Origin of the sequence: Streptococcus sp. CP1998, assembly GCF_041026655.1 — a bacterium.
Classification (GTDB): Bacteria; Bacillota; Bacilli; order Lactobacillales; family Streptococcaceae; genus Streptococcus; species Streptococcus dentalis.
In genome coordinates this window covers 1,817,683-1,837,781 of the sequence record NZ_CP163380.1, presented here as the reverse complement: position 1 = coordinate 1,837,781, position 20,099 = coordinate 1,817,683, and the positions used below count along the sequence as shown (strand labels likewise).

Genomic DNA, 20,099 nt, shown 5'->3' with positions numbered 1-20,099 from the left:
GGACATTATGACAGTATACAATATCAACCTTGGAATTGGTTGGGCCAGCAGTGGTGTTGAGTACGCCCAGGCCTACCGGGCCCAGTTGTTACGCAATATCCATCAACCAGCTAAATTTGTTTTTATGGATATGATTCTAGCCGATAATATCCAACATTTAACAGAAAATATCGGTTTTAAAAATGATGAAATCATCTGGCTCTACAGCCATTTTACAGATATAAAAATTGCACCAACGACCTATACCATTGACCAGGTCTTAGCAGGTTTTGCCGGGAAACCGACGCGCGAAGAAGTCGATGGCAAGATCAAGCGCTTCTTTTATGAAGACCAGGACAATTTTTTGACCTGCTACCTGCGCTCAGAAAACAGTCCTTATGTAGAGCGTTGCGAGTATGTGTCTAGAGGGATCTTGGTGAGAAAGGATTATTTCTCCTATGCCCGCTATTGTACGGAGTACTTCATTCCCAAGAACAACCAAGCCAACTTGATTGAGCGCCGTTTTTACAATGAGGACGGGACGGTTGCCTACAGCATGCAGATGGCAGATGGCCGCGAAGTCTACCGTTTCCCAGATCGTTATCTGGTTGGTCGCCAAGAATTGATCCGCTACTTCATGCAGACCCTTCAATTGACCAAACAAGATTTGGTGATTTTGGATCGGGAAACCAACATCGGTCAGCCTATCTTTGAAGAAGCGCAAAAGGCCCGCCTGGGTGTGGTCGTCCATGCAGAGCACTTCAGTGCCAATAATGTTGACGATCAGTATATCCTGTGGAATAACTACTACGAGTACCAATTTACCAATGCAGACAAGGTGGACTTCTTTATTGTTGCGACCGACCGCCAAAAAGAAATCTTGGCCGAGCAGTTTGCCAAATACACCAACCATCAGCCGGCCATCTATACCATTCCAGTTGGGAGTCTTGCCAGCTTGCCACAAAACGAAAATCGCACGTCATTTTCTATGATTACCGCCTCTCGTTTGGCGACTGAAAAGCATATTGACTGGTTAGTCCGAGCAGTGGTTCGGGCCAAAAAAGAATTACCAGAATTGTCCTTTGACATCTATGGAAAAGGTGGAGAAGAAGGCAAATTGCGTTCTCTGATTGATGAATTGGGGGCGACAGACTATATCCACCTCAAAGGGCATGCCAATCTAGAGGAAATTTATAAGAATTATGAGGTTTACCTGTCAGCATCGACCAGTGAAGGCTTTGGGTTGACCCTGATGGAGGCGATTGGTTCTGGACTTCCGATTATCGGTTTTGATGTTCCTTATGGAAACCAGACCTTTGTCACAGAAGGGGAAAATGGCTATCTCATTCCGCCTTCAGCAGATCAAGTGGTCGACCAGATTGCTTCTGCCTTTGAGGAGAAAATCATCCAGTTATACAAAAAAGATGATCTAGCCAGCATGCGTCAAGCATCTTATGCGCGTGCAGAAGACTTTTTGACCAGCCGAGTAGAAGAAGCTTGGGCACAATTGATAGAAGAGGTGACACATGCTGAATGTATTTGATAGTTATTCTCGTGAAAGCCAAGACCTGCTCCACTCCATGAAAGAGTCTGGTTTTGACCATCCGACCGTTGTTTTGGAGCCAAATGGTTTCTTACCAGACGGTGTCGAGTCTCCCTTTATCTATTTCTTAGGACAAGCAAAAGGGGAGAAGCGGGGACGCTACTTTAATGAAGTTCCAGTGCCTAATTTCTGGGAAGTTTCTGGGGATAACAGTTCGGGAAAAGTGACCTACTATGGTCAGGAAAAGGCTCGGATTGTGTACCATGCTGCTTCCTATAAACGCATCGTCGAGCGCTTAGAGTGGTTAGATGATAAGGGGCAAGTGGTCATGATTGAGCACTATGACCAATACGGTCGTAAGATTGCTGTAACGACTTGTGGTGATCAAGGTCAGCATTTGGTGACCACTTATTTTGAAGGGGATACCGAGCGCTTGACAGAAAATCGCCAAACAGGGGATTTGATCTTGACCTTGGACCATCAACCCATGCGGATTTTCAAGAATCGCTTAGATTACTTTGTCTTTTATCTAGAGTATCGTGGTTTTGATCTAGATGGTTTGGTCTACAATACGCTGGCAACCTCCTTTAGCATTAGTCTCCAGCTGGGCAATAAAGGCATCAAAGGACGCGACGTCTTGGTGTGGCAGGAGCCTCTTCACGACAGCCTTCCGGGCAATATGCAGTTGATTCTAAAGAGCCCAGAAATCCGGACCAAGAAGATCTTGATTCCGCAAAACGCGACCTATCATCGTGCTTTGCAGTTGACCTCGCAAGATCAGCATAGCTATTTCGGTCCCCTTGGCTACCTGTATGATTTCAAGGTGAAAGACGATATCCGTAAAGACGCCTTTGTCTTGACCAATTCGGATCAGATCGAAGCCTTGACCTACCTAGTAGAGAACTTGCCGAATGTGACCTTCCGTGTAGCAGCTTTGACGGAGATGTCTGCGAGCCTCTTGTCTATGGTCCGCTACCCAAATGTGGTCTTGTACCAAAATATCAGTCAAGAGCGGATCAAAGAGTTACTTAAGGTCTCTAGTATTTATCTGGATATCAACCACTATGCAGAGGTGCAAGGTATTGTTCGCAAGGCCTTCGAACACCAGCAAGTCATCCTTGCCTTTAGCCATACCCTGCATGACCGCCACTTCCTCGCACAAGCCAATATCTTTGATCAAGGAAAAGAAGCAGATATGGTGGCCCGTATTCAGGAAATCTACCAATCCGTGGATAACTACAGAGAAGCCGTCGCGCAACAAATTGCCCAATCAAGTAGCGTTGAGCCAGCTGTTTTCAAAGCTCGCTTGCAAGAAGGGATAGGTGGACACAGTGAGTGATCGTAAGAAAGATTTATTTTACAAAGAAGTAGAAGGGCGGATGGAGTCTCTCAAACGCCGTCCTGCCGAAAAAGAAAAGACGACACGTTCTGAAAAGATCAATGTCACTTTTAATGTGATCATTGGTTTGGTGATTTTGTTGGGAGTTATTTTTACCCTCTTCAGAGTGTTAGGAGGATCCTAAGATGGAAATGGTATTTGCAATCGGGATCTCGATCTTATCTCTCGCTCTTGTGGTTCTGATCACCCTGCAGCCTCGCCAACAACAATCGCTTTCAACAGATGCGACCAGTAACCTAGGAAAGCCAAGTTACTGGCGCTCCCACCGTGGACTCAAGCTAGCGACCCTCGTTGTTAGTATCGTCTTTCTCCTATCCTTATTTCTTTATATGATGGTCGTACAGGCCTAGTTTCTAAGATGACTCTATCTACAATTTGAAGAGGCTGGGACAAAAGTCCTAGCCTCTCAATTGTTTTTGGATTGTCGCGCAAGACGCAGTGGTTGAGTGGGCTCTACTACGCTGATTTCATCAGCTTTTACAGCCCTACTCAACTGTGCGGAGGTGGGACGACGAAATCGAATTCTAACGAATTACCGATTTCTGTCCCATTCTCTTTTTTTATCCTGCTTCCTTCTCTTTTATGGTATACTGAAAGCGACAACATGATTGGAGCTTCCGATGAAAAAGATCCCCTTAGTATTTTCAGGCTGTCTGTTAGGACTGGTTGGCGCTGGAAACCTTCTCGCAGACTCGCTACCCTTCCTTGCCCACGCCTTTAGTCTGACAGGTTTGTTCTTCTGGTTTTTCTTTGTCGTTTATCATGCGATTCGTTGGCAAGAAACCAAGATAGAACTCCAACAACCAGCTCTTTTATCTGGGATGGCAACCTTTCCCATGGCAGGGATGATTCTATCCACCTATCTTTTGCGCCTCTTTCCCGCCTTTGGAGGTCTATCACAGTTGGTCTGGTGGTCTGCCTTTCTCTTGGACCTGGGCTTAATTCTCTATTTTACCAAGACCCATGTCCTAGCGCGACCAAGAGCCAATGCCACTCCCAGTTGGACCGTTCTCTATGTGGGCATTGCAGTAGCAGCTTTGACCTATCCCGTTGTGGGAATTAGGGGGATTGCTTATTTCGCTTTAGTGATTGGTTTTGGTTTGACCTTTCTTCTTTATCCCCTTATCTATCATGATTTGAAGCAGTCTCCCTTACCCAGTCATCTGTTGGGCCAAGAAGGCATCTATTGCGCTCCATTTTCCCTTCTGTTAGCAGCTCTGGTTCGTGTGGGTGGAGCAAGCCTTCCTGTCTGGTTCTTACTGATCATGGTAGTGGCCTCGCAAGGTTTTTATTTCTTTGTTTTGACGCGCCTACCGAAAATGATCAAAGAAGGTTTTCAACCTGCTTTTTCAGCGCTGACCTTTCCAACAGTCATCACAGCGACCTCTTTGAAAATGGCCCAAGGCTTATTGCAACTGCCTTTCTTGACAGCTCTCGTATGGCTGGAAACTCTTCTTTGTCTCTTGATTTTAGTCGCTGTCTTAGGTGGTTATGTGGCCTATCTCAGAGAGTAGGAAGTCATCCTTTTTCATTGAAACCTAGTCACGATTATGGTAAGATGCACTATACGATTTGTCATACTTTATAGGAAAGGTATCTATGAAATTCATCAAAGGAAAGCTCTCACTGCTTTATCCCCTCTTTCTGCTCTTGTTTTATTTTTATGTTCGGCCTCAATTTCGCCCCTTGGCCCAGTATGTCTCCAATAGTGTAGCAAGTGCCAATAGCTATTATTGGACCTTATTTGGCCTAGAAGGCCTCTATGCAGTCTTTACAGGATTTTTGGTCTACCGTTTTTCTAAAAAAGCGCAGTTTAAGCTGGGGAAGAACCCTCTTCAAGCTCTGATAGAAGCCGTTTTTGCGGCTTGTTTGGTTTACTGGTTGGACTACTTCATCAGTGGTTTTGTCCAAGGACGGGCGGCCGTTTTGAGTCTGTTTCCACGGGAAATTAGCCCCACAGGGGTGCTTATCCTAGTGATCGCAATGGTCGTCATCCGGCCAGTGACAGAAGAGCTGATCTTTCGTGGAGCCTTGGTGAATGCCTACCTCAAAGGCTGGAAACTCTATGCTGAGATTTGGCTTCCAGCCCTCATATACAGTGGCCTACATTTTCTTCACAATCCCTTTTCGCTAGGAGCTTCTATCATCTATCTCCTGCCGAGTGTGATTTTTGGGATCCTGTATTATCGGAGTAAGACGCTCCTTTCTCCAATTTTAGCTCATATCTTGCTCAATCTCTACTACACCTTGCCTTTACTTTTATCTGTATTTAAGTAGCAACCGATTTCCTGAGTGAGATTGGTTTTTTTTGAAAATATGGTATAATAGAATAAATTTAATAGAGGGAGTTGAGGTTTGAAAAAAAGCTACCGCGTCAAACGTGACAAAGATTTTAATGCTATTTTTAAAAGTGGTCAAAATGTTGCCAATCGGAAATTCGTTGTTTACCGCTTGCGCAAAGACCAACCGCATTTTCGAGTCGGCCTGTCTGTTAGTAAGAAACTGGGAAATGCTGTGACCAGAAATCGCATCAAACGTTTGATTCGCCATGTTTTGATCAAACACCAAGCCTTCCTTACGACCGATGATTTTGTTGTCATTGCTCGTAAAGGAGTGGAGGAACTCGACTTTCATCAAGTAGAGAAAAATCTTGTACATGTCTTAAAATTAGCACATGTCTACCAAGAAAGGGAATAATGTGAAAAAGAAACTGAAGTTAACTGGATTATTAGGAGCGGCCTTATTGGTCTTGACAGCTTGTGGAACCTCTCAAGTGACAGCTCAGTCGACGGGTGGTTGGGAACGCTTCGTCTACTTCTTTGCAGAAGCTATCCGCTTCTTGTCCTTTGGTGGAAGTATCGGTGTAGGGATTATCGTCTTTACCATTGTCATCCGGACGGTCCTCTTGCCTCTCTTCCAATATCAAATGAATTCAACCCGCAAAATGCAGGAAATTCAACCCCTCCTCAAGGAATTGCAAGCTAAGTATCCTGGGAAGGATCTTGATAGTCGGACCAAGCTTTCTGAAGAGATGCGGGCCCTTTACAAGGAAAAAGGCGTCAAAACGTCTTCAGCCTTCCTTCCTCTCTTAATCCAGATGCCGGTCTTGATGGCCTTGTTCCAAGCGCTGAGCCGTGTCGAATTTCTTAAAGTCGGTCACTTCCTTTGGTTGGACCTTGGTGCGATTGATCCGACTTATATCTTGCCGGTTCTTGCAGCACTCTTCACATTTTTCAGCAGTTGGTTGACCAATAAAGCCATGCCAGAGCGCAATGGTAGTGCGACAACCATGATGTATGTGATGCCTGTGATGATCTTCTTCTTTGCCTTGTTCTCAGCCAGCGGGGTCGCACTATACTGGGTGACTTCCAATGCTTACCAAGTCGGGCAAACCTATCTCTTGAACAACCCCTTCAAGATTATTGCAGAGCGTGAAGCAAAAGAGCAAGCTTCGCGCGACATGGAAAAACAAAAACGCCGTGCCCTAAACAAAGCACAGAAAAAGAAAAAATAAGAAAGAGGTGGACATATGGTCCTATATACTGGAGCAACTGTTGAAGAAGCGATTCAAAAAGGTCTGAACGATTTAGATATTCCTCGTATGAAGGCACATATTACGGTTGTAGCGCGTGAAAAGAAAGGTTTTCTTGGCTTGTTTGGGAAAAAACCAGCCCAAGTAGAGATTGAGCCGATTGCAGAAACAACTGTTGTGAAAGCCAATCAAAAAGCTGTCAAAGGTGTCCCAGATGAGATCAATGCGCAAAACGAACCGGTTAAGACTGTGAGCGAAGCAACGGTTGATCTCGGACGCGTCGTAGCAGCGATCAAAAAGGTCGAAGAAGAAGGAGAAGTTGTCTCTGAAGAAATCAAGACAGAAATCCTGAAACATGACAAAGAAGCAGATACCGTTCTTGAAGAAAAAGGGCATGAACATATCCTTGAAAAAGTCAAAGAACCAGCGACAAAAGAATCAAGTGAATCTGATTTCTCAAATCTTGGTATCGAAGTAGAGGAAAACTACAATATCGAAGAAGTCGTAGCTGATGTGACAGCCTATGTTCAAACAGTGCTCGATGAAATGGATGTGGATGCGACTATCTCAAGTAGTCACAACCGCCGTACGGTCAATATGCAAATTGATACCAATGAACCAGGACGTGTCATTGGGTACCACGGAAAAGTCTTGAAGGCTCTTCAACTTTTGGCGCAAAATTACCTCTATAACCGCTACTCAAAGAATTTTTACATTACCATTAATGTTAATGACTATGTAGAACACCGGGCAGAAGTTCTTCAAAGCTATGCTCAGAAGTTAGCAACGCGTGCCCTCGAAGATGGGCAAGCCCAACAGACAGATCCGATGTCAAACAGTGAACGCAAAATCATTCACCGTATCGTCTCTAAGATGGAAGGAGTCACTAGCTACTCTGAAGGGGAAGAACCAAACCGTTACGTGGTGGTAGACATCGAAGGATAATCTAGCTATTATTTCCCATAAGGGAGAGACGGGATTGAGCCGATCTCTCCTTTTTTGTTATGATTAGAAAGGAAGCAGATGACATTTGCAGCGATTCGAGAGTTTTTAAAGCTTCAAGGAATTCACTACCAGGCCCCAGCGAAGGCAGGCGTGCTAGCCTCAGAGATGGAGCAGTATCGTGCCCTAGCTCAAGCGGCTCGTAAGGAATTCACCGATTTAGTCTCAGCCTTTCAGAAGCGTCACCCCTACTTAGAGCAAGATCGGACTAGCCAATGGATGAACCAGGCTCAAATTTTGCGGCCTCATTTTTGGGCTTATCTAAGAGGCGAAGGGACGATGGCAGAGCCCATGTTTGCCTTGAGGCTTTATGGGGATGCAGCTGATTTTGGTGTTTCCTTAGAGGTGAGCTTTATCGAGCGAAAAAAAGACGAGCAGAGCCTTCAAAAACAACACAAGGTTCTCACCCTTCCCATCACTCAGCCAGTTTATTATTTCGCCCAGAAAAATGGAGAGAGTCAAAGGGTAGAGGGAACAGAAAAGAATCGCCATGATCTGTTACAAGCAGTAGCAGACGGAACGGTTCGTAAGGTCCTCGTCAAATACGATGTTTCTCTAGTCGAGGAAGGTTCTCTTGAGGATATCCTGGAACAGTTGCAAGAGGCGCTGGTGGCTCTGGAACCCTATTACTTGGCAACCCGTCAGGTGTAGAAAGGTTTTCTCCAACCTGTATTTGTAACAATTTTGCCATAGCTATTGACAAATAGAGCTGAATCCGATAGAATGGTAAAGTATGTTTAGTAACTGATCACAACTAGCCGGCTAAACGAATACAAAATCTATGAGGAGGTATTCATCGTGAAACGTACTTATCAACCAAGTAAACTTCGTCGTGCGCGCAAACATGGTTTCCGTCACCGTATGGCAACTAAAAATGGTCGTCGCGTATTGGCAGCTCGTCGTCGTAAAGGACGCAAAGTTTTGGCTGCTTAATTCAGATAAAAACCTAAAAACCAGTAGAAACTCGAGACTACTGGTTTTTGTTTTGTCCGAAAGTGAATTTAGAGGCGCTTTCTGCTATAATAGAAAGAAGAAAAACTCGGAAGAAAAGGAAGATCATGCAGATTTTTGATACCCACACTCATCTCAATGTGGAAGAATTCGCAGGAAAAGAACAAGAGGAGCTTGACTTGGCCAAGGAAATGGGTGTTGTAGCCCACAATATCGTTGGTTTTGACAAACCGACGATTGAGCGTGCCATGGAGTTGGCAGATCAATATCCAGAACTCTATCTCACGCTTGGTTGGCACCCCACTGAGGCGGGCGATTATACTCCTGAAGTGGAGGCCTATTTACTTGAACAGCTAAAACATCCCAAAGTCGTCGCACTCGGAGAAATCGGTCTGGATTACCACTGGATGACAGCGCCAAAAGACGTCCAAGAAAAGGTTTTTCGTCGTCAGATTCAATTGTCTAAGGACTTGGACCTCCCCTTTGTGGTGCATACACGCGATGCTTTAGAAGATACTTATGCCATCATCAAGAGTGAAGGAGTCGGGCCTCGCGGTGGGATCATGCATTCTTTCTCAGGAAGTTTAGAAGAAGCTAAACGCTTCATGGATTTGGGAATGATGATCTCCTTTTCTGGAGTGGTCACTTTTAAGAAAGCCACAGATGTCCAAGAAGCGGCAGCTGGCCTTCCGTTAGACAAGATCTTGGTTGAAACAGATGCCCCTTATCTGGCGCCAGTTCCCAAACGTGGTCGGGAAAATAAAACAGCCTACACTCGTTATGTAGTAGACTTCATTGCAGGACTACGTGGCTTAACAACAGAAGAAGTGGCTCAGGCAACCTATGACAATGCAAGAAAGGTATTTGACCTTGACTGAGAAAAGAAAAATACCAGAAGTGATTGTCGTGGAGGGCAAGGACGACACAGCCAATCTCCGTCGTTTTTATGAGGTGGATACCTATGAAACGCGAGGTTCTGCGATCGATCAAGATGACTTGGAACGAATTGCTACCTTGCAGGAGTTGCGTGGGGTCATTGTCTTTACCGATCCAGACTACAATGGCGAGCGCATTCGCAAGATCATTATGCAAGAGGTGCCCCAAGCCAAACATGCCTTTTTAAATCGTGGTGAAGCAGTCCCCAAATCCAAGACCAAGGGGCGTTCTCTTGGAGTGGAGCATGCGAACTTTGAAGATTTAGAAAAAGCCCTAGCTGGACTGGTCGGGTCTTACGAAGATGAAAATTTCTTTGATATCACAAAGACCGACTTGATGCGGCTTGGACTGTTGATGGGAAGCGATAGTCGCAAACGGCGGGAATATCTAGGAGAAGCCTTGCGCATCGGCTACTGCAATGGCAAGCAATTACTCAAACGCTTGGAGTTGTTTGGAATTAGTTTGGCTGAGGTTGAAGCTACCATGAAAAGTTATGAGAATTGAGAAACTCCCCAAAAAGCAAGGGGAAGATGACACAATAGAAGTAAGTATATACGGTTTAATCAGACTTGGTTGCAAGCATTAGAAAAGTGACTCCATAGGATTTGTTATGAGTGTAGATAATGAGGATAATTTATGGGAATCTTCGATTTTTTAAAAAAGACAGAAACAACTGAAGCAACAAACAAAACAGTAGAGTCAATTGACAAAACATGCTTGGGAGTTCTAGAACTATTTCCGATAAAGGAGACGAATGAGTTATTGATTATTGGGAGCTTAGAGGGCGGACTCAAGGTTGGGGATTGTCTGCAATTTTGCAATCCCGATCGAGGTATGGACGCACTTGGTTCTGTAGTCGTGAAAAAACTCATTAATCAAAATAAGGATGTAGATGTTCTCACGGATGAATCTCTAGCTCATTTGGTCATCGATATGGAAACTTCCTTGGTTAATCTTAAAAAGGGAAGTGTTCTCTATAGTTATGGTGTCGATGAGGAACAACGGCTATCAAGCTATACAGATGCTCTTTATAACGCGTTTGTAATTGTCCAAAAAGGTCAAATGTCCAATGAAGACTATCAAGCCGCTAGTCTTGATGATAGCATAGAAATATTGCGCCTCTTTTTATGGGAGTGCCGTCAAAATCAGAAAACGGAAAGTGAAGAAAGCTATCAAGCTAACACTCGAAAGCTAGAACGCCTAGCAGAAATCGTCAAGGACAAGTTGTTAGCAGCAGATTCGATTTACGCGGTCTTTTCAGAAAAAACGGGGGAAGCGTATCTTTTCTCAACGACCTATGATAAAGGTGAAGAGGGCTATCTCTGTTCAGACCCGATGATCATGCTATATACGCCGCGTTGGTATCACCAATTTAAGGAAACCATTGATCGTCGACCAAATTCAGTTGTGAAACTGATTGAAAATACAGCAGATAAAAAAGGAATTGAGAATTTTCTTGGGACAGCCTTTTACTTAAATGGAGCTTTGGGAGCAGCCTTTAATACCAAGGAAGTCAGCATTAGTGCTTCTGTTTTGGTTCAAAAACCAGATTTTTCGAACCTACCAGAGATACAAGTTCCTGTTATGAATCCTGATATTGTAAGATGGATGCTGTTGATGGGGCAGATGGATAAGCCTACAACAGATGACGAAGAAGTAATATATAAGCTCTATTATAAATTCTTCTCAGCAGCCATGCCAAAAGCCAAACTCCTCATTCCTTTAAATGCTACTTCGGGATTCCCCGATAAGAGTCAGGGAGCCAACTCCTTTGTATTGAAAGAAGACGCTAAGTTCAGCATCCCAGTCAGAGAAGGAAAAGATGGGCGCAACTCTGTGCCGGTATTTACTGATTGGAAACGTCTGCGAATGGTCTTTGATGAAAAGTGGAATGGCATGATTGAAGAAGCTGGCGGTATGATTGAAGGCTTTGACTATGCCATAAACCCAACGGAGTATTATGAAGCAGGTGCCTATGTTAGCCTAACAGCTTTTAAGGAAATGCAACAGTTTAGTGAGGAACTGGAAGGCAGAGATAAAGATTAGAGAGTTTCTTTCATTGGGAAACTATATAGTTTTATCTACATCTTACCTGAACCACTACCCTTTTTCAAAGATTTTGAAAGGAAATGGAATGGCGAATAGAAGTTATATTTACTTAAAAAACGGAGATGAAGCTCGTATCTTAACAGAGGGAATTTACACGATACCTTATTTTTGGCAATTGTTTTGGGATGAAGAAGATTTAAAAGCTCCTATTGCTCTCTGGGAAACAGCAGAAGAACTTGAAGAAGATGAAGAACAAGCAGAAAGATTTTACCAAGAGCAGAATGTAGATATCTTGCTTCCTACTTGAAAAATTCCAGCAAAACGCCCTCCAAAACCGGTCTTTTTTAGAAGAAAATGCTTCTCAGACCTTACAATTATATGATGCCTTTGTTCGTTATATTCTTGCAAACGTAAAAGATGATGATGTGCTCGGATATGATGTCTTAGATGTTGTTTTTATGGACCAAGTGTCTGTTGTTTCTGATAAACTGTTAAAAAATATACGAGCTATTCGGGAAAATCAACCCAAAGATTTAGATTTTTCTTTGACAGAAAAGAACTTAATTGGTCTTGCTATGGGCTTTCCTGATTATTATGCTTCAGAATTATTGCCAGAAGACAATATTCTAGATTCGGTTGCCTATCAGGATGAACTGAAGAAAATGAATCCCCAAGAAGATAAGAAAGCGCTCGATATGACTGGAGCCGATTCACAAGGGAACAAGTCTCGTGTTCTTTTAGTGTTTTGGATTTTGTTGGCACTAGGAATTATGTGGATTTTATATATTGTTTTTAGCTAATAAATAGAAAAGAGAATACATGAGAATTGCAGATTATAGCGTGACCAAGGCAGTGCTGGAGCGTCACGGATTTACCTTTAAAAAATCCTTCGGTCAGAACTTCTTGACCGATACCAACATCCTTCAAAAAATTGTGGATACGGCAGAGATTGATAAGCAGGTCAATGTCATCGAAATCGGTCCTGGAATTGGAGCACTTACTGAGTTCTTGGCGGAAAATGCCGCAGAAGTCATGGCCTTTGAAATTGATGACCGTTTGGTTCCCATCTTAGCGGATACCTTGCGGGAGTTTGGCAATGTAACGGTTGTCAACCAAGACATCCTCAAGGTAGACCTCAACCAGTACATCGCAGAGTTTAAAAATCCAGACCTTCCGATCAAGGTGGTGGCTAACCTTCCTTACTACATTACGACTCCGATTTTGATGCACTTGATCGAATCCAAGATTCCTTTCCAAGAATTTGTGGTCATGATGCAAAAAGAGGTGGCAGACCGCATCTCAGCTGAGCCCAACACCAAGGCTTATGGTTCTTTATCCATTGCAGTCCAATACTATATGACCGCTAAGGTAGCTTTTATCGTGCCCCGCACCGTCTTTGTGCCAGCACCAAATGTCGACTCTGCCATCCTCAAGATGGTCCGTCGCGAAGAACCAGCAGTAGCAGTCAAGGATGAAGATTTCTTCTTCTCTGTCAGCAAGGCTAGCTTTGTCCACCGCCGCAAAACACTTTGGAACAACTTGACCAGTCGCTTTGGAAAGACCGAAGAAGTAAAGGCTAAACTGGAAGCAGGGATCCAAGCAGCTGGATTGAAACCATCTGTACGAGGAGAATCTCTTAGCTTAGAAGACTTTGCTCGTCTAGCAGATGGCCTTCTAGAAGCAGGAATAAAGTAACAGAAAAGACATGAGCTTCGTAGCTCATGTCTTGTTTGTTGTAGAAGGAAAGGACGGGATTTGAACCCGCGCGTGAATAAAAATCCACTTGCCGGATTTCGAGTCCGGTGCCGTACCGAGCTGGGCCACCTTTCCAAGATGCGGAGAAAGGGATTTGAACCCTCACGCCCGAAGGGGCACATGCGCCTGAAGCATGCGTGTCTGCCGTTCCACCACCTCCGCATAGTTCTATTATACACTTTTTAGGAAAAATGCCAAAGAAAAAAAGGAAGGCTCCTTCTCCCTATATCCGCTAAAAGACATTTCATAATGGGCGTTCCATCTTCTGTTCCTATGCATTCAACAAAACGGTCAAGTTCATTTCTTAAATCAACAGGAGGGTTTCTATTTGCGTTTTTCTTATAGAGCAATCCAGCCTTATTTCTCATTTTTTGGTATAATAGATAGTATTAATCTCAAAGGAGTGCGATTTGCAAGGAACCATCGTCAAGGCCTTGGCTGGCTTTTACTATGTGGAGTCAGACGGTCACATTTATCAGACACGGGCTCGTGGAAATTTTAGAAAAAAAGGACAGACTCCTTATGTGGGGGATCAGGTAGAATTCTCTGCTGAAGAGAATTCAGAAGGCTACATCTTGAGCATTGCGCCTCGAAAAAATAGCCTCGTGCGCCCTCCTATTGTCAATATTGATCAGGCAGTAGTGATTATGTCAGCTAAGGAGCCAGATTTCAACGCCAATCTTTTAGACCGTTTTCTGGTTCTTTTGGAGCATAAGGGGATTCATCCCATTGTCTATATTTCAAAACTGGACTTGCTAGAAGATATGGAAGACATCCACTACTACCAAGGAATCTATCAGGCTATTGGCTATGATTTTGTCTTGTCGATTGAGGAACTCTTGCCCCTTTTGACCAATCAAACCACGGTCTTTATGGGACAGACCGGTGTAGGAAAATCGACCTTGCTCAATAAAATCGCTCCGGATCTAGAGCTTGAAACGGGTGAGATTTCAGATAGTCTGGGGCGCGGTCGACACACGACCCGAGCTGTCAGCTTTTACCATCTAAATGGAGGAAAGATCGCAGATACGCCAGGCTTCTCCTCCCTTGATTATGAAGTGACAACCAGTGAAGACTTAAATCAAGCCTTTCCGGAGATCGCCGATGTGAGCCATTCTTGTAAATTTCGTACCTGTACCCACACGCATGAGCCCGCTTGTGCGGTGAAACCAGCCGTTGAAAGAGAGGAAATTGCGCCTTTCCGTTATGAGGATTACTTGCAATTTCTAAGTGAGATTGAAAACCGTCGCGAAACCTATAAAAAAGTTTCGAAAAAAATGCCAAAATAGGAGACACTACAACGATGAAAACAACGAAAATTGCACCCTCAATTTTGAGTGCCGATTATGCTAATTTTGAAAGTGAATTGAAACGCTTAGAAGCTGCAGGAGCTGACTATGCCCATATCGATGTCATGGATGGCCATTTTGTGCCCAATATCAGCTTTGGAGCTGGTGTCGTAGAGAGCATGCGTCCGCATAGCAAGTTGGTCTTTGATTGCCACTTGATGGTCACCAATCCCGAACACCATATCGAAGAATTTGCCCGTGCAGGTGCTGATATCATCAGCATCCACGTAGAAGCTACTCCCCATATTCACGGAGCTCTTCAAAAAATTCGTCAAGCAGGTGTGAAGGCTAGTGTCGTGATCAACCCAGGGACTCCTGTAGACAGTATCAAACATGTCTTGAACTTGGTGGACCAAGTCTTGGTCATGACCGTTAATCCAGGATTCGGTGGTCAAGCCTTCTTGCCTGAAACCATGGACAAGGTGCGCGAATTAGCCGCTCTTCGTGAAGAAAAAGGCTTAGACTTTGATATCGAAGTGGATGGTGGAATTGATGGCCAAACTATTTCCCAAGCAAAAGAAGCAGGGGCCAATGTCTTTGTAGCAGGCTCTTATGTCTTTAATGGAGATGTTAATGAGCGCGTTCAAACGCTCCGAGATGCTGTAAATGGGTAACATCGCAATACTGGCAGGAGGTGACAGCACGCTCTTGCCGAGAGATCATGACGTTTATGTAGGCGTTGATGGTGGCTGTTTGAAGTTACTGGAACAAGGTCTGCCTTTAGATATAGCTGTGGGGGATTTCGATTCTGTCTCTGAGACCGATTTGCGCCAGATCCGAACCCAAGCCAAGCAGGTTGTTCAATCCGTCCCTGAAAAGAACGATACGGATTTGGAATTGGCTTTGAAAGTGGCCTTTGAGGCCTATCCAGATGCTGCTGTCACCGTTTATGGTGCCTTTGGCGGTCGCTTGGATCACTTTTTGTCCAATATCTTTTTGCCGACCGATCCAGACCTAGCTCCTTATATAGAGCAGATTCAATTAGTCGATGGTCAAAATCGCTTGATCTACAGACCAGCTGGCTGCCATGAGATTCAGCCAGATCCAGCCATGTCCTATATTGGTTTTATGCCTGTTGGAGAAGGTCGCCTAGAAATCACAGGGGCCAAGTATCCGCTCCATCAGGAGAATTATTTTTTGAAGGCCATGTATGGCTCCAATGAATTTTTGGATCAACCGATTCAAGTGAGTCTTGATCGTGGCTATCTTGTCATTGTTTATAGTAAAGACAGAGGTTAATATGAATATCATTCTGCTTCTGATTGGCCTGCTCAATCTGGGTCTCCTCATCTATTTTTTGCAACGGTCAGATGACACAAGACCGGCTTTACGAGAGATGCTGGAAGACCATGAGGATCATTTGACAGACCAGTTGGACTATCGTTTTGAAAAAGAAAGACAAGCAAGCCAGATTGCCAATCAGCAGTTAGAGATCACCCTGACAGATCGCTTAACCGAGATGCGAGTGGAGATCCACCAGCAGACGACGGCTCTGCGCGCTGAGATGAATGAGCACTTTACTAAAAATCGGGACAAAACAGATGAGCGCATGCGCCAGATCCAAGAGTCCAACGAAGTGCGGCTAGAACAGATGCGCCAAACGGTAGAAGAAAAATTGGAGAAAACCTTGCAGCACCGTTTGCAGACCTCCTTTGAGACGGTTTCAAAACAATTGGAGTCGGTCAACAAAGGGTTGGGAGAAATGCAGACAGTGGCGCGGGATGTCGGAACTCTTAATAAAGTTCTCTCCAATACCAAGACGCGTGGGATTATGGGCGAATTGCAGCTGGGTCAAATCATTGAAGATATCTTGACCCCAGCCCAGTATGAGCGGGAGATTGTCACCGTTCCCCAATCCAGTGAGCGCGTGGAGTATGCTATTAAGCTTCCAGGACAAGGAGAGGAGCCAGTCTATCTGCCGATTGACTCTAAATTCCCACTGGAAGACTACTATCGTCTGGAAGAAGCTTATGAATCCGGAGAGAAAGAGGAGATCGAGCGTTACCGCAAGGCCCTTCTTGCTAGTATCAAGCGTTTTGCTAAGGATATCCAACAAAAATACCTCTTTCCACCAGCGACAACGAATTTCGGAATTCTCTTTTTGCCAACCGAAGGCCTCTATTCCGAAGTGGTTCGCAATCCAGAATTCTTCGATCGCTTGCGTCGGGACGAACAAATTTTAGTGGCTGGGCCAAGTACCTTATCAGCCCTCTTGAACTCCTTGTCTGTTGGCTTTAAAACGCTCAACATCCAAAAGAGTGCAGATGACATTAGCAAGGTGTTGGGATCGGTCAAATCAGAATTCCATAAGTTTGGAGGGATTCTGGCCAAGACTCAGCGCCATTTAAAGAATGCTTCCAATAATATTGATGATTTGCTAACCAGACGGACCAGTGCCATCGAGCGGACACTCCGCCAAATCGAAAGCGATGAGGACCTGCTGGGACTAGATGTATATATAGAAGATGGAGAAGATGATGGTCAAAATTAACCAAATGAAAAAAGATGAATTGTTCGAAGGATTCTATTTGATCAAGTCAGCAGAAGTGCGTCAAACGCGGGCCGGGAAAAACTACCTCGCCTTTGTCTTCCAGGATGAGACCGGTACAATCGAAGGTAAACTATGGGATGCCCAACCTCACAATGTAGAGAGTTTTATGGCTGGGCGCGTGGTCCATATGTCTGGACGTCGAGAAGTTTACAATAATACTCCGCAAGTCAACCAATTAAACATGCGCTTGCCCCAAGCAGGAGAGCCCAACAATCCAGCAGACTTTAAGGAAAAACCACCAGTAGACCCTAAGGAATTGCATGAATACCTGTCAAACATGATTTTCAAAATTGAAAATCCAGTCTGGCAACGGATTGTCCGTGCCCTCTATGGGAAATATGAGAAAGAGTTTTATAGCTATCCAGCTGCTAAGACCAACCACCATGCCTTTGAAGCCGGTCTTGCTTATCATACGGCGACCATGGTCCGCTTGGCAGATAGTATCGGTGATATCTATCCTCAGTTGAATAAGAGCTTGCTCTTTGCAGGGATTATGTTACACGATTTGGCCAAAGTGATCGAGTTGACAGGTCCTGAAAATACAGAATACACTGTTCGGGGCAACCTCATCGGCCACATTGCACTCATCGATGAAGAAATTAGCAAGGTCTTGCAAGACTTGAAGATTGATGACCAAAAAGAAGAAGTCATCGTCCTTCGCCATGTGATCTTGAGTCACCATGGCTTGCTCGAATACGGTAGTCCTGTTCGTCCAAAGATCATGGAAGCAGAGATTATTCATATGATCGATAATTTGGATGCAGAAATGATGATGATGACAACAGCACTTGGCTTAATTGGTCCTGGAGAAATGACCAATAAAATCTTTGCTATGGAAAACAGATCCTTCTATAAACCGAATCTCGATGAGTAAAAACAGCGAGAAATACGGGAATGCTTCTGCCAAAAATGAAATAATCAGGAAAAAACGGCCTTCTGTAAATCAGAATGTTCGTTTTTTTCTGTTCTTATGGTATAATGATAGAAAAAACTACATGGTGAGAAAATGAAATTAAGAAGAAGTGAACGGATGGTCGTGATTTCTAATTACTTGATCAACCATCCCTATGAATTGACTAGTCTCAATACGTTTGCGGAAAAGTATGAGTCTGCCAAGTCTTCCATCTCAGAAGATATCGTGATCATTAAGCGTGCGTTTGAAGAGATGGAAATTGGAAATATTGAGACCATTACAGGAGCTGGAGGAGGCGTGATCTTTACACCGTCTATCTCAGATCAAGAATCCAAAGAAATCGTCGAGGATCTTTGCAAGCAACTGTCTGAAAGTGATCGTATCCTTCCTGGTGGCTACATTTACTTGTCTGATCTTTTGAGCAATCCGAAGATTTTGAATCGGATCGGACGCATCATTGCCAAAGCCTTCCGAGATAAGAAGATTGATGCTGTCATGACCGTAGCGACCAAGGGAGTTCCTTTAGCGAATGCAGTGGCTAATGTCTTGAATGTTCCATTCGTCATTGTCCGTCGTGATTTGAAAATCACAGAAGGGTCAACCGTTAGTGTCAACTATGTTTCAGGCTCAAGTGGAGATCGCATTGAGAAAATGTTCCTTTCAAAACGGAGCCTAAAAGCAGGAAGCCGGGTCTTGATTGTCGATGACTTCCTTAAAGGTGGCGGAACGATTAACGGAATGGTCAGTCTCTTGGCTGAATTCGATTCTGAATTAGCAGGGGTAGCTGTCTTTGCAGATAATGCTGCAACCGACCGGGAATTCTTTGAACACAAATCCTTATTGCGCGTGACCAACATCGATGTAAAAGAAAATAAATTGAGTGTCGAAGTTGGGAATATCTTTGATTAAGAGCAACAAAGGAGGATCAAAAAGTGAAAAGAATTTTAGATCGATTTGATAATAGTCCTTTGTGGATTCGCTTGGTGACAGTTCTTACCTTATCCTTTATTTTGGTAGCTGGCTTGTATACTGTTAAAAAGAATACAGCTGCTCAGGTAACGACAGAAATTCAACCTGCTAAAAAAACAGGTTCCCTTCCAGTGAAAAAGGAAACAAAGGAAGAAAAAGAAAAGAAGGAAGAAAAGAAAAATACAGAAGCTGCTGAAAAAGCAGTCGTTCAAATGGAAACAACTCCAAGTCAAGATTCTGTGAACGCTGCCCAGGCTGCTGTGAAGAAAGTCAAAGATGCAACTCAAAAGCAATCGCTTGAAGCCCGTATCCAATACATTGCTAACTATTATGGACTGACCTATGAGAGTGGTACTGTGACAACGCAGCAGACTCAAACAGACGCTAATGCCAACACGAACGCAAACGCGAATGCTAATGCCAATGACAATGCTAATGCCAATGCTGGAGTAGCTGGAGGCAATGCGACAGTTCAACCACAACAGCAACAACAGAATGCTCCAGCTGCAGCTACAGGGGCAGAAGAACCAGCTCAAGCTGGTCAATAGTGAACTTTTTCGACTTCTTTAAAAAATAAAAAAACATCTTGCAATCAAAGTGCCGTCATGTTATAATAATAGACGGTACTTTTTACTTTTGGTCTCTCAAGAGTGTACAGGGACGTGCTGACAAATGTTGCAAAAGTACACACGGATGGTAGCTGTCACCAAGTGTACCATCACCAAAAATAAAAAATTTCACAGGAGAATGTAGATGCCTACAATTAACCAATTGGTTCGCAAACCGCGTAAATCAAAAGTAGAAAAATCTAAATCACCAGCTTTGAACGTTGGTTACAACAGTCATAAAAAAGTTCAAACAAACGTTTCTTCACCACAAAAACGTGGTGTTGCAACTCGTGTTGGAACAATGACACCTAAAAAACCTAACTCTGCCCTTCGTAAATTTGCCCGTGTACGTTTGAGCAACTTGATCGAAGTGACTGCTTATATCCCAGGTATCGGACACAACTTGCAAGAACACAGCGTGGTTCTTCTTCGTGGTGGACGTGTAAAAGACCTTCCAGGGGTACGTTACCATATCGTCCGTGGTGCACTTGATACTGCAGGTGTAAACGATCGTAAACAAGGCCGTTCTAAATACGGTACTAAAAAACCAAAAGCATAAGGAA

23 protein-coding genes, 2 tRNA genes and 1 pseudogene are annotated in these 20,099 nt (G+C 44.0%); 24 read left to right on the top strand and 2 right to left on the bottom strand.

The window, feature by feature from the left end:
• Positions 1-7 precede the first annotated feature (7 nt).
• The 16 genes and pseudogenes from gtfA to rsmA all read left to right on the top strand — a co-directional run bounded on the left by gtfA (position 8) and on the right by rsmA (position 13,086).
• On the top strand, positions 8-1,522 hold the full coding sequence (gene gtfA / locus AB4X21_RS09205) for an accessory Sec system glycosyltransferase GtfA (protein WP_369087886.1): 1,515 nt from the start codon (positions 8-10) through the stop codon (positions 1,520-1,522).
• Positions 1,506-2,861 carry an accessory Sec system glycosylation chaperone GtfB gene (gene gtfB, locus AB4X21_RS09200; protein WP_369087885.1) on the top strand — a complete coding sequence of 452 codons (1,356 nt, stop codon included), beginning with the start codon at positions 1,506-1,508 and terminating at the stop codon, positions 2,859-2,861. The genes gtfA and gtfB overlap by 17 nt, the downstream gene beginning before the upstream one ends.
• Entirely contained in the window at positions 2,854-3,045 is a 192-nt protein-coding gene (gene asp4 / locus AB4X21_RS09195; protein ID WP_003003066.1) for an accessory secretory system protein Asp4, read from the top strand. The genes gtfB and asp4 overlap by 8 nt, the downstream gene beginning before the upstream one ends.
• Position 3,046: 1 nt before the next feature.
• Positions 3,047-3,271 (top strand): hypothetical protein, encoded by a 225-nt coding sequence (locus AB4X21_RS09190; protein WP_003012425.1) that lies wholly within the window; start codon positions 3,047-3,049, stop codon positions 3,269-3,271.
• Between the two features lie 270 nt (positions 3,272-3,541).
• The gene (locus AB4X21_RS09185) at positions 3,542-4,435 is read left to right on the top strand and encodes a TDT family transporter (protein WP_155127959.1); all 894 of its coding nucleotides are present in this window, start codon (positions 3,542-3,544) and stop codon (positions 4,433-4,435) included.
• An 85-nt stretch (positions 4,436-4,520) separates the two neighbouring features.
• Positions 4,521-5,198 carry a CPBP family intramembrane glutamic endopeptidase gene (locus tag AB4X21_RS09180; protein WP_155172659.1) on the top strand — a complete coding sequence of 226 codons (678 nt, stop codon included), beginning with the start codon at positions 4,521-4,523 and terminating at the stop codon, positions 5,196-5,198.
• A gap of 78 nt (positions 5,199-5,276) precedes the next feature.
• A complete protein-coding gene (rnpA, locus tag AB4X21_RS09175) occupies positions 5,277-5,618 on the top strand; it encodes a ribonuclease P protein component (protein WP_003002960.1) in 342 nt (113 codons plus the stop codon).
• Position 5,619: 1 nt separating this feature from the next.
• Complete coding sequence (locus tag AB4X21_RS09170; protein WP_003015944.1) at positions 5,620-6,435, top strand: YidC/Oxa1 family membrane protein insertase; 816 nt, start codon at positions 5,620-5,622, stop codon at positions 6,433-6,435.
• Between the two features lie 15 nt (positions 6,436-6,450).
• Entirely contained in the window at positions 6,451-7,398 is a 948-nt protein-coding gene (jag, locus tag AB4X21_RS09165) for an RNA-binding cell elongation regulator Jag/EloR (RefSeq protein ID WP_151378923.1), read from the top strand.
• Positions 7,399-7,476: 78 nt separating this feature from the next.
• Positions 7,477-8,106, top strand: a complete 630-nt coding sequence (locus tag AB4X21_RS09160; RefSeq protein ID WP_003012463.1) for a hypothetical protein — start codon at positions 7,477-7,479, stop codon at positions 8,104-8,106.
• A 147-nt stretch (positions 8,107-8,253) separates the two neighbouring features.
• A complete protein-coding gene (gene rpmH / locus AB4X21_RS09155; protein WP_003003086.1) occupies positions 8,254-8,388 on the top strand; it encodes a 50S ribosomal protein L34 in 135 nt (44 codons plus the stop codon).
• A gap of 125 nt (positions 8,389-8,513) precedes the next feature.
• A complete protein-coding gene (locus tag AB4X21_RS09150) occupies positions 8,514-9,284 on the top strand; it encodes a TatD family hydrolase (RefSeq protein ID WP_155127965.1) in 771 nt (256 codons plus the stop codon).
• A complete protein-coding gene (gene rnmV, locus AB4X21_RS09145; protein ID WP_173018869.1) occupies positions 9,256-9,846 on the top strand; it encodes a ribonuclease M5 in 591 nt (196 codons plus the stop codon). Before AB4X21_RS09150 ends, rnmV begins: the two co-directional genes overlap by 29 nt.
• Before the next feature lie 132 nt (positions 9,847-9,978).
• Entirely contained in the window at positions 9,979-11,388 is a 1,410-nt protein-coding gene (locus AB4X21_RS09140; protein WP_320911133.1) for an SseB family protein, read from the top strand.
• Positions 11,389-11,476: 88 nt separating this feature from the next.
• Positions 11,477-12,191, top strand: a pseudogene (locus AB4X21_RS09135) (dimethyladenosine transferase).
• 19 nt (positions 12,192-12,210) lie between these two features.
• Entirely contained in the window at positions 12,211-13,086 is an 876-nt protein-coding gene (gene rsmA, locus AB4X21_RS09130; protein WP_320911134.1) for a 16S rRNA (adenine(1518)-N(6)/adenine(1519)-N(6))-dimethyltransferase RsmA, read from the top strand.
• A 45-nt stretch (positions 13,087-13,131) separates the two neighbouring features.
• Here rsmA and AB4X21_RS09125 read toward each other — a convergent pair.
• Positions 13,132-13,221 (bottom strand) — tRNA-Ser (locus tag AB4X21_RS09125).
• A gap of 4 nt (positions 13,222-13,225) precedes the next feature.
• Positions 13,226-13,308: transfer RNA gene (locus AB4X21_RS09120), tRNA-Leu, on the bottom strand.
• A gap of 248 nt (positions 13,309-13,556) precedes the next feature.
• Between AB4X21_RS09120 and rsgA the strand changes: the two genes are divergently transcribed.
• The 8 genes from rsgA (at position 13,557) to rpsL (ending at position 20,095) form a co-directional block, all read left to right on the top strand.
• The gene (gene rsgA, locus AB4X21_RS09115; protein ID WP_031573894.1) at positions 13,557-14,435 is read left to right on the top strand and encodes a ribosome small subunit-dependent GTPase A; all 879 of its coding nucleotides are present in this window, start codon (positions 13,557-13,559) and stop codon (positions 14,433-14,435) included.
• Positions 14,436-14,449: 14 nt separating this feature from the next.
• Positions 14,450-15,109 carry a ribulose-phosphate 3-epimerase gene (gene rpe, locus AB4X21_RS09110; protein ID WP_320911135.1) on the top strand — a complete coding sequence of 220 codons (660 nt, stop codon included), beginning with the start codon at positions 14,450-14,452 and terminating at the stop codon, positions 15,107-15,109.
• On the top strand, positions 15,102-15,734 hold the full coding sequence (locus AB4X21_RS09105; RefSeq protein WP_155127976.1) for a thiamine diphosphokinase: 633 nt from the start codon (positions 15,102-15,104) through the stop codon (positions 15,732-15,734). The genes rpe and AB4X21_RS09105 overlap by 8 nt, the downstream gene beginning before the upstream one ends.
• Before the next feature lies 1 nt (position 15,735).
• Positions 15,736-16,986 (top strand): DNA recombination protein RmuC, encoded by a 1,251-nt coding sequence (locus tag AB4X21_RS09100; RefSeq protein ID WP_369087884.1) that lies wholly within the window; start codon positions 15,736-15,738, stop codon positions 16,984-16,986.
• Positions 16,973-17,920, top strand: a complete 948-nt coding sequence (locus AB4X21_RS09095; protein WP_155127982.1) for a 3'-5' exoribonuclease YhaM family protein — start codon at positions 16,973-16,975, stop codon at positions 17,918-17,920. Before AB4X21_RS09100 ends, AB4X21_RS09095 begins: the two co-directional genes overlap by 14 nt.
• 132 nt (positions 17,921-18,052) lie before the next feature.
• Positions 18,053-18,868, top strand: a complete 816-nt coding sequence (gene purR, locus AB4X21_RS09090; RefSeq protein WP_003012466.1) for a pur operon repressor — start codon at positions 18,053-18,055, stop codon at positions 18,866-18,868.
• A 23-nt stretch (positions 18,869-18,891) separates the two neighbouring features.
• Positions 18,892-19,476 (top strand): hypothetical protein, encoded by a 585-nt coding sequence (locus AB4X21_RS09085; protein ID WP_003012477.1) that lies wholly within the window; start codon positions 18,892-18,894, stop codon positions 19,474-19,476.
• A gap of 205 nt (positions 19,477-19,681) precedes the next feature.
• Positions 19,682-20,095 (top strand): 30S ribosomal protein S12, encoded by a 414-nt coding sequence (gene rpsL / locus AB4X21_RS09080; protein WP_003003125.1) that lies wholly within the window; start codon positions 19,682-19,684, stop codon positions 20,093-20,095.
• Positions 20,096-20,099 lie beyond the last annotated feature (4 nt).

Bases quoted from the DNA above. Each gene is read 5' to 3' on its own strand.
- gtfA (WP_369087886.1), top strand. From the start codon at position 8: ATGACAGTATACAATATCAACCTTGGAATTGGTTGGGCCAGCAGTGGT.
- gtfB (WP_369087885.1), top strand. From the start codon at position 1,506: ATGCTGAATGTATTTGATAGTTATTCTCGTGAAAGCCAAGACCTGCTC.
- AB4X21_RS09190 (WP_003012425.1), top strand. From the start codon at position 3,047: ATGGAAATGGTATTTGCAATCGGGATCTCGATCTTATCTCTCGCTCTT.
- AB4X21_RS09185 (WP_155127959.1), top strand. From the start codon at position 3,542: ATGAAAAAGATCCCCTTAGTATTTTCAGGCTGTCTGTTAGGACTGGTT.
- AB4X21_RS09180 (WP_155172659.1), top strand. From the start codon at position 4,521: ATGAAATTCATCAAAGGAAAGCTCTCACTGCTTTATCCCCTCTTTCTG.
- jag (WP_151378923.1), top strand. From the start codon at position 6,451: ATGGTCCTATATACTGGAGCAACTGTTGAAGAAGCGATTCAAAAAGGT.
- AB4X21_RS09160 (WP_003012463.1), top strand. From the start codon at position 7,477: ATGACATTTGCAGCGATTCGAGAGTTTTTAAAGCTTCAAGGAATTCAC.
- AB4X21_RS09150 (WP_155127965.1), top strand. From the start codon at position 8,514: ATGCAGATTTTTGATACCCACACTCATCTCAATGTGGAAGAATTCGCA.
- rnmV (WP_173018869.1), top strand. From the start codon at position 9,256: ATGCAAGAAAGGTATTTGACCTTGACTGAGAAAAGAAAAATACCAGAA.
- AB4X21_RS09140 (WP_320911133.1), top strand. From the start codon at position 9,979: ATGGGAATCTTCGATTTTTTAAAAAAGACAGAAACAACTGAAGCAACA.
- rsmA (WP_320911134.1), top strand. From the start codon at position 12,211: ATGAGAATTGCAGATTATAGCGTGACCAAGGCAGTGCTGGAGCGTCAC.
- rpe (WP_320911135.1), top strand. From the start codon at position 14,450: ATGAAAACAACGAAAATTGCACCCTCAATTTTGAGTGCCGATTATGCT.
- AB4X21_RS09105 (WP_155127976.1), top strand. From the start codon at position 15,102: ATGGGTAACATCGCAATACTGGCAGGAGGTGACAGCACGCTCTTGCCG.
- AB4X21_RS09100 (WP_369087884.1), top strand. From the start codon at position 15,736: ATGAATATCATTCTGCTTCTGATTGGCCTGCTCAATCTGGGTCTCCTC.
- AB4X21_RS09095 (WP_155127982.1), top strand. From the start codon at position 16,973: ATGGTCAAAATTAACCAAATGAAAAAAGATGAATTGTTCGAAGGATTC.
- purR (WP_003012466.1), top strand. From the start codon at position 18,053: ATGAAATTAAGAAGAAGTGAACGGATGGTCGTGATTTCTAATTACTTG.
- rpsL (WP_003003125.1), top strand. From the start codon at position 19,682: ATGCCTACAATTAACCAATTGGTTCGCAAACCGCGTAAATCAAAAGTA.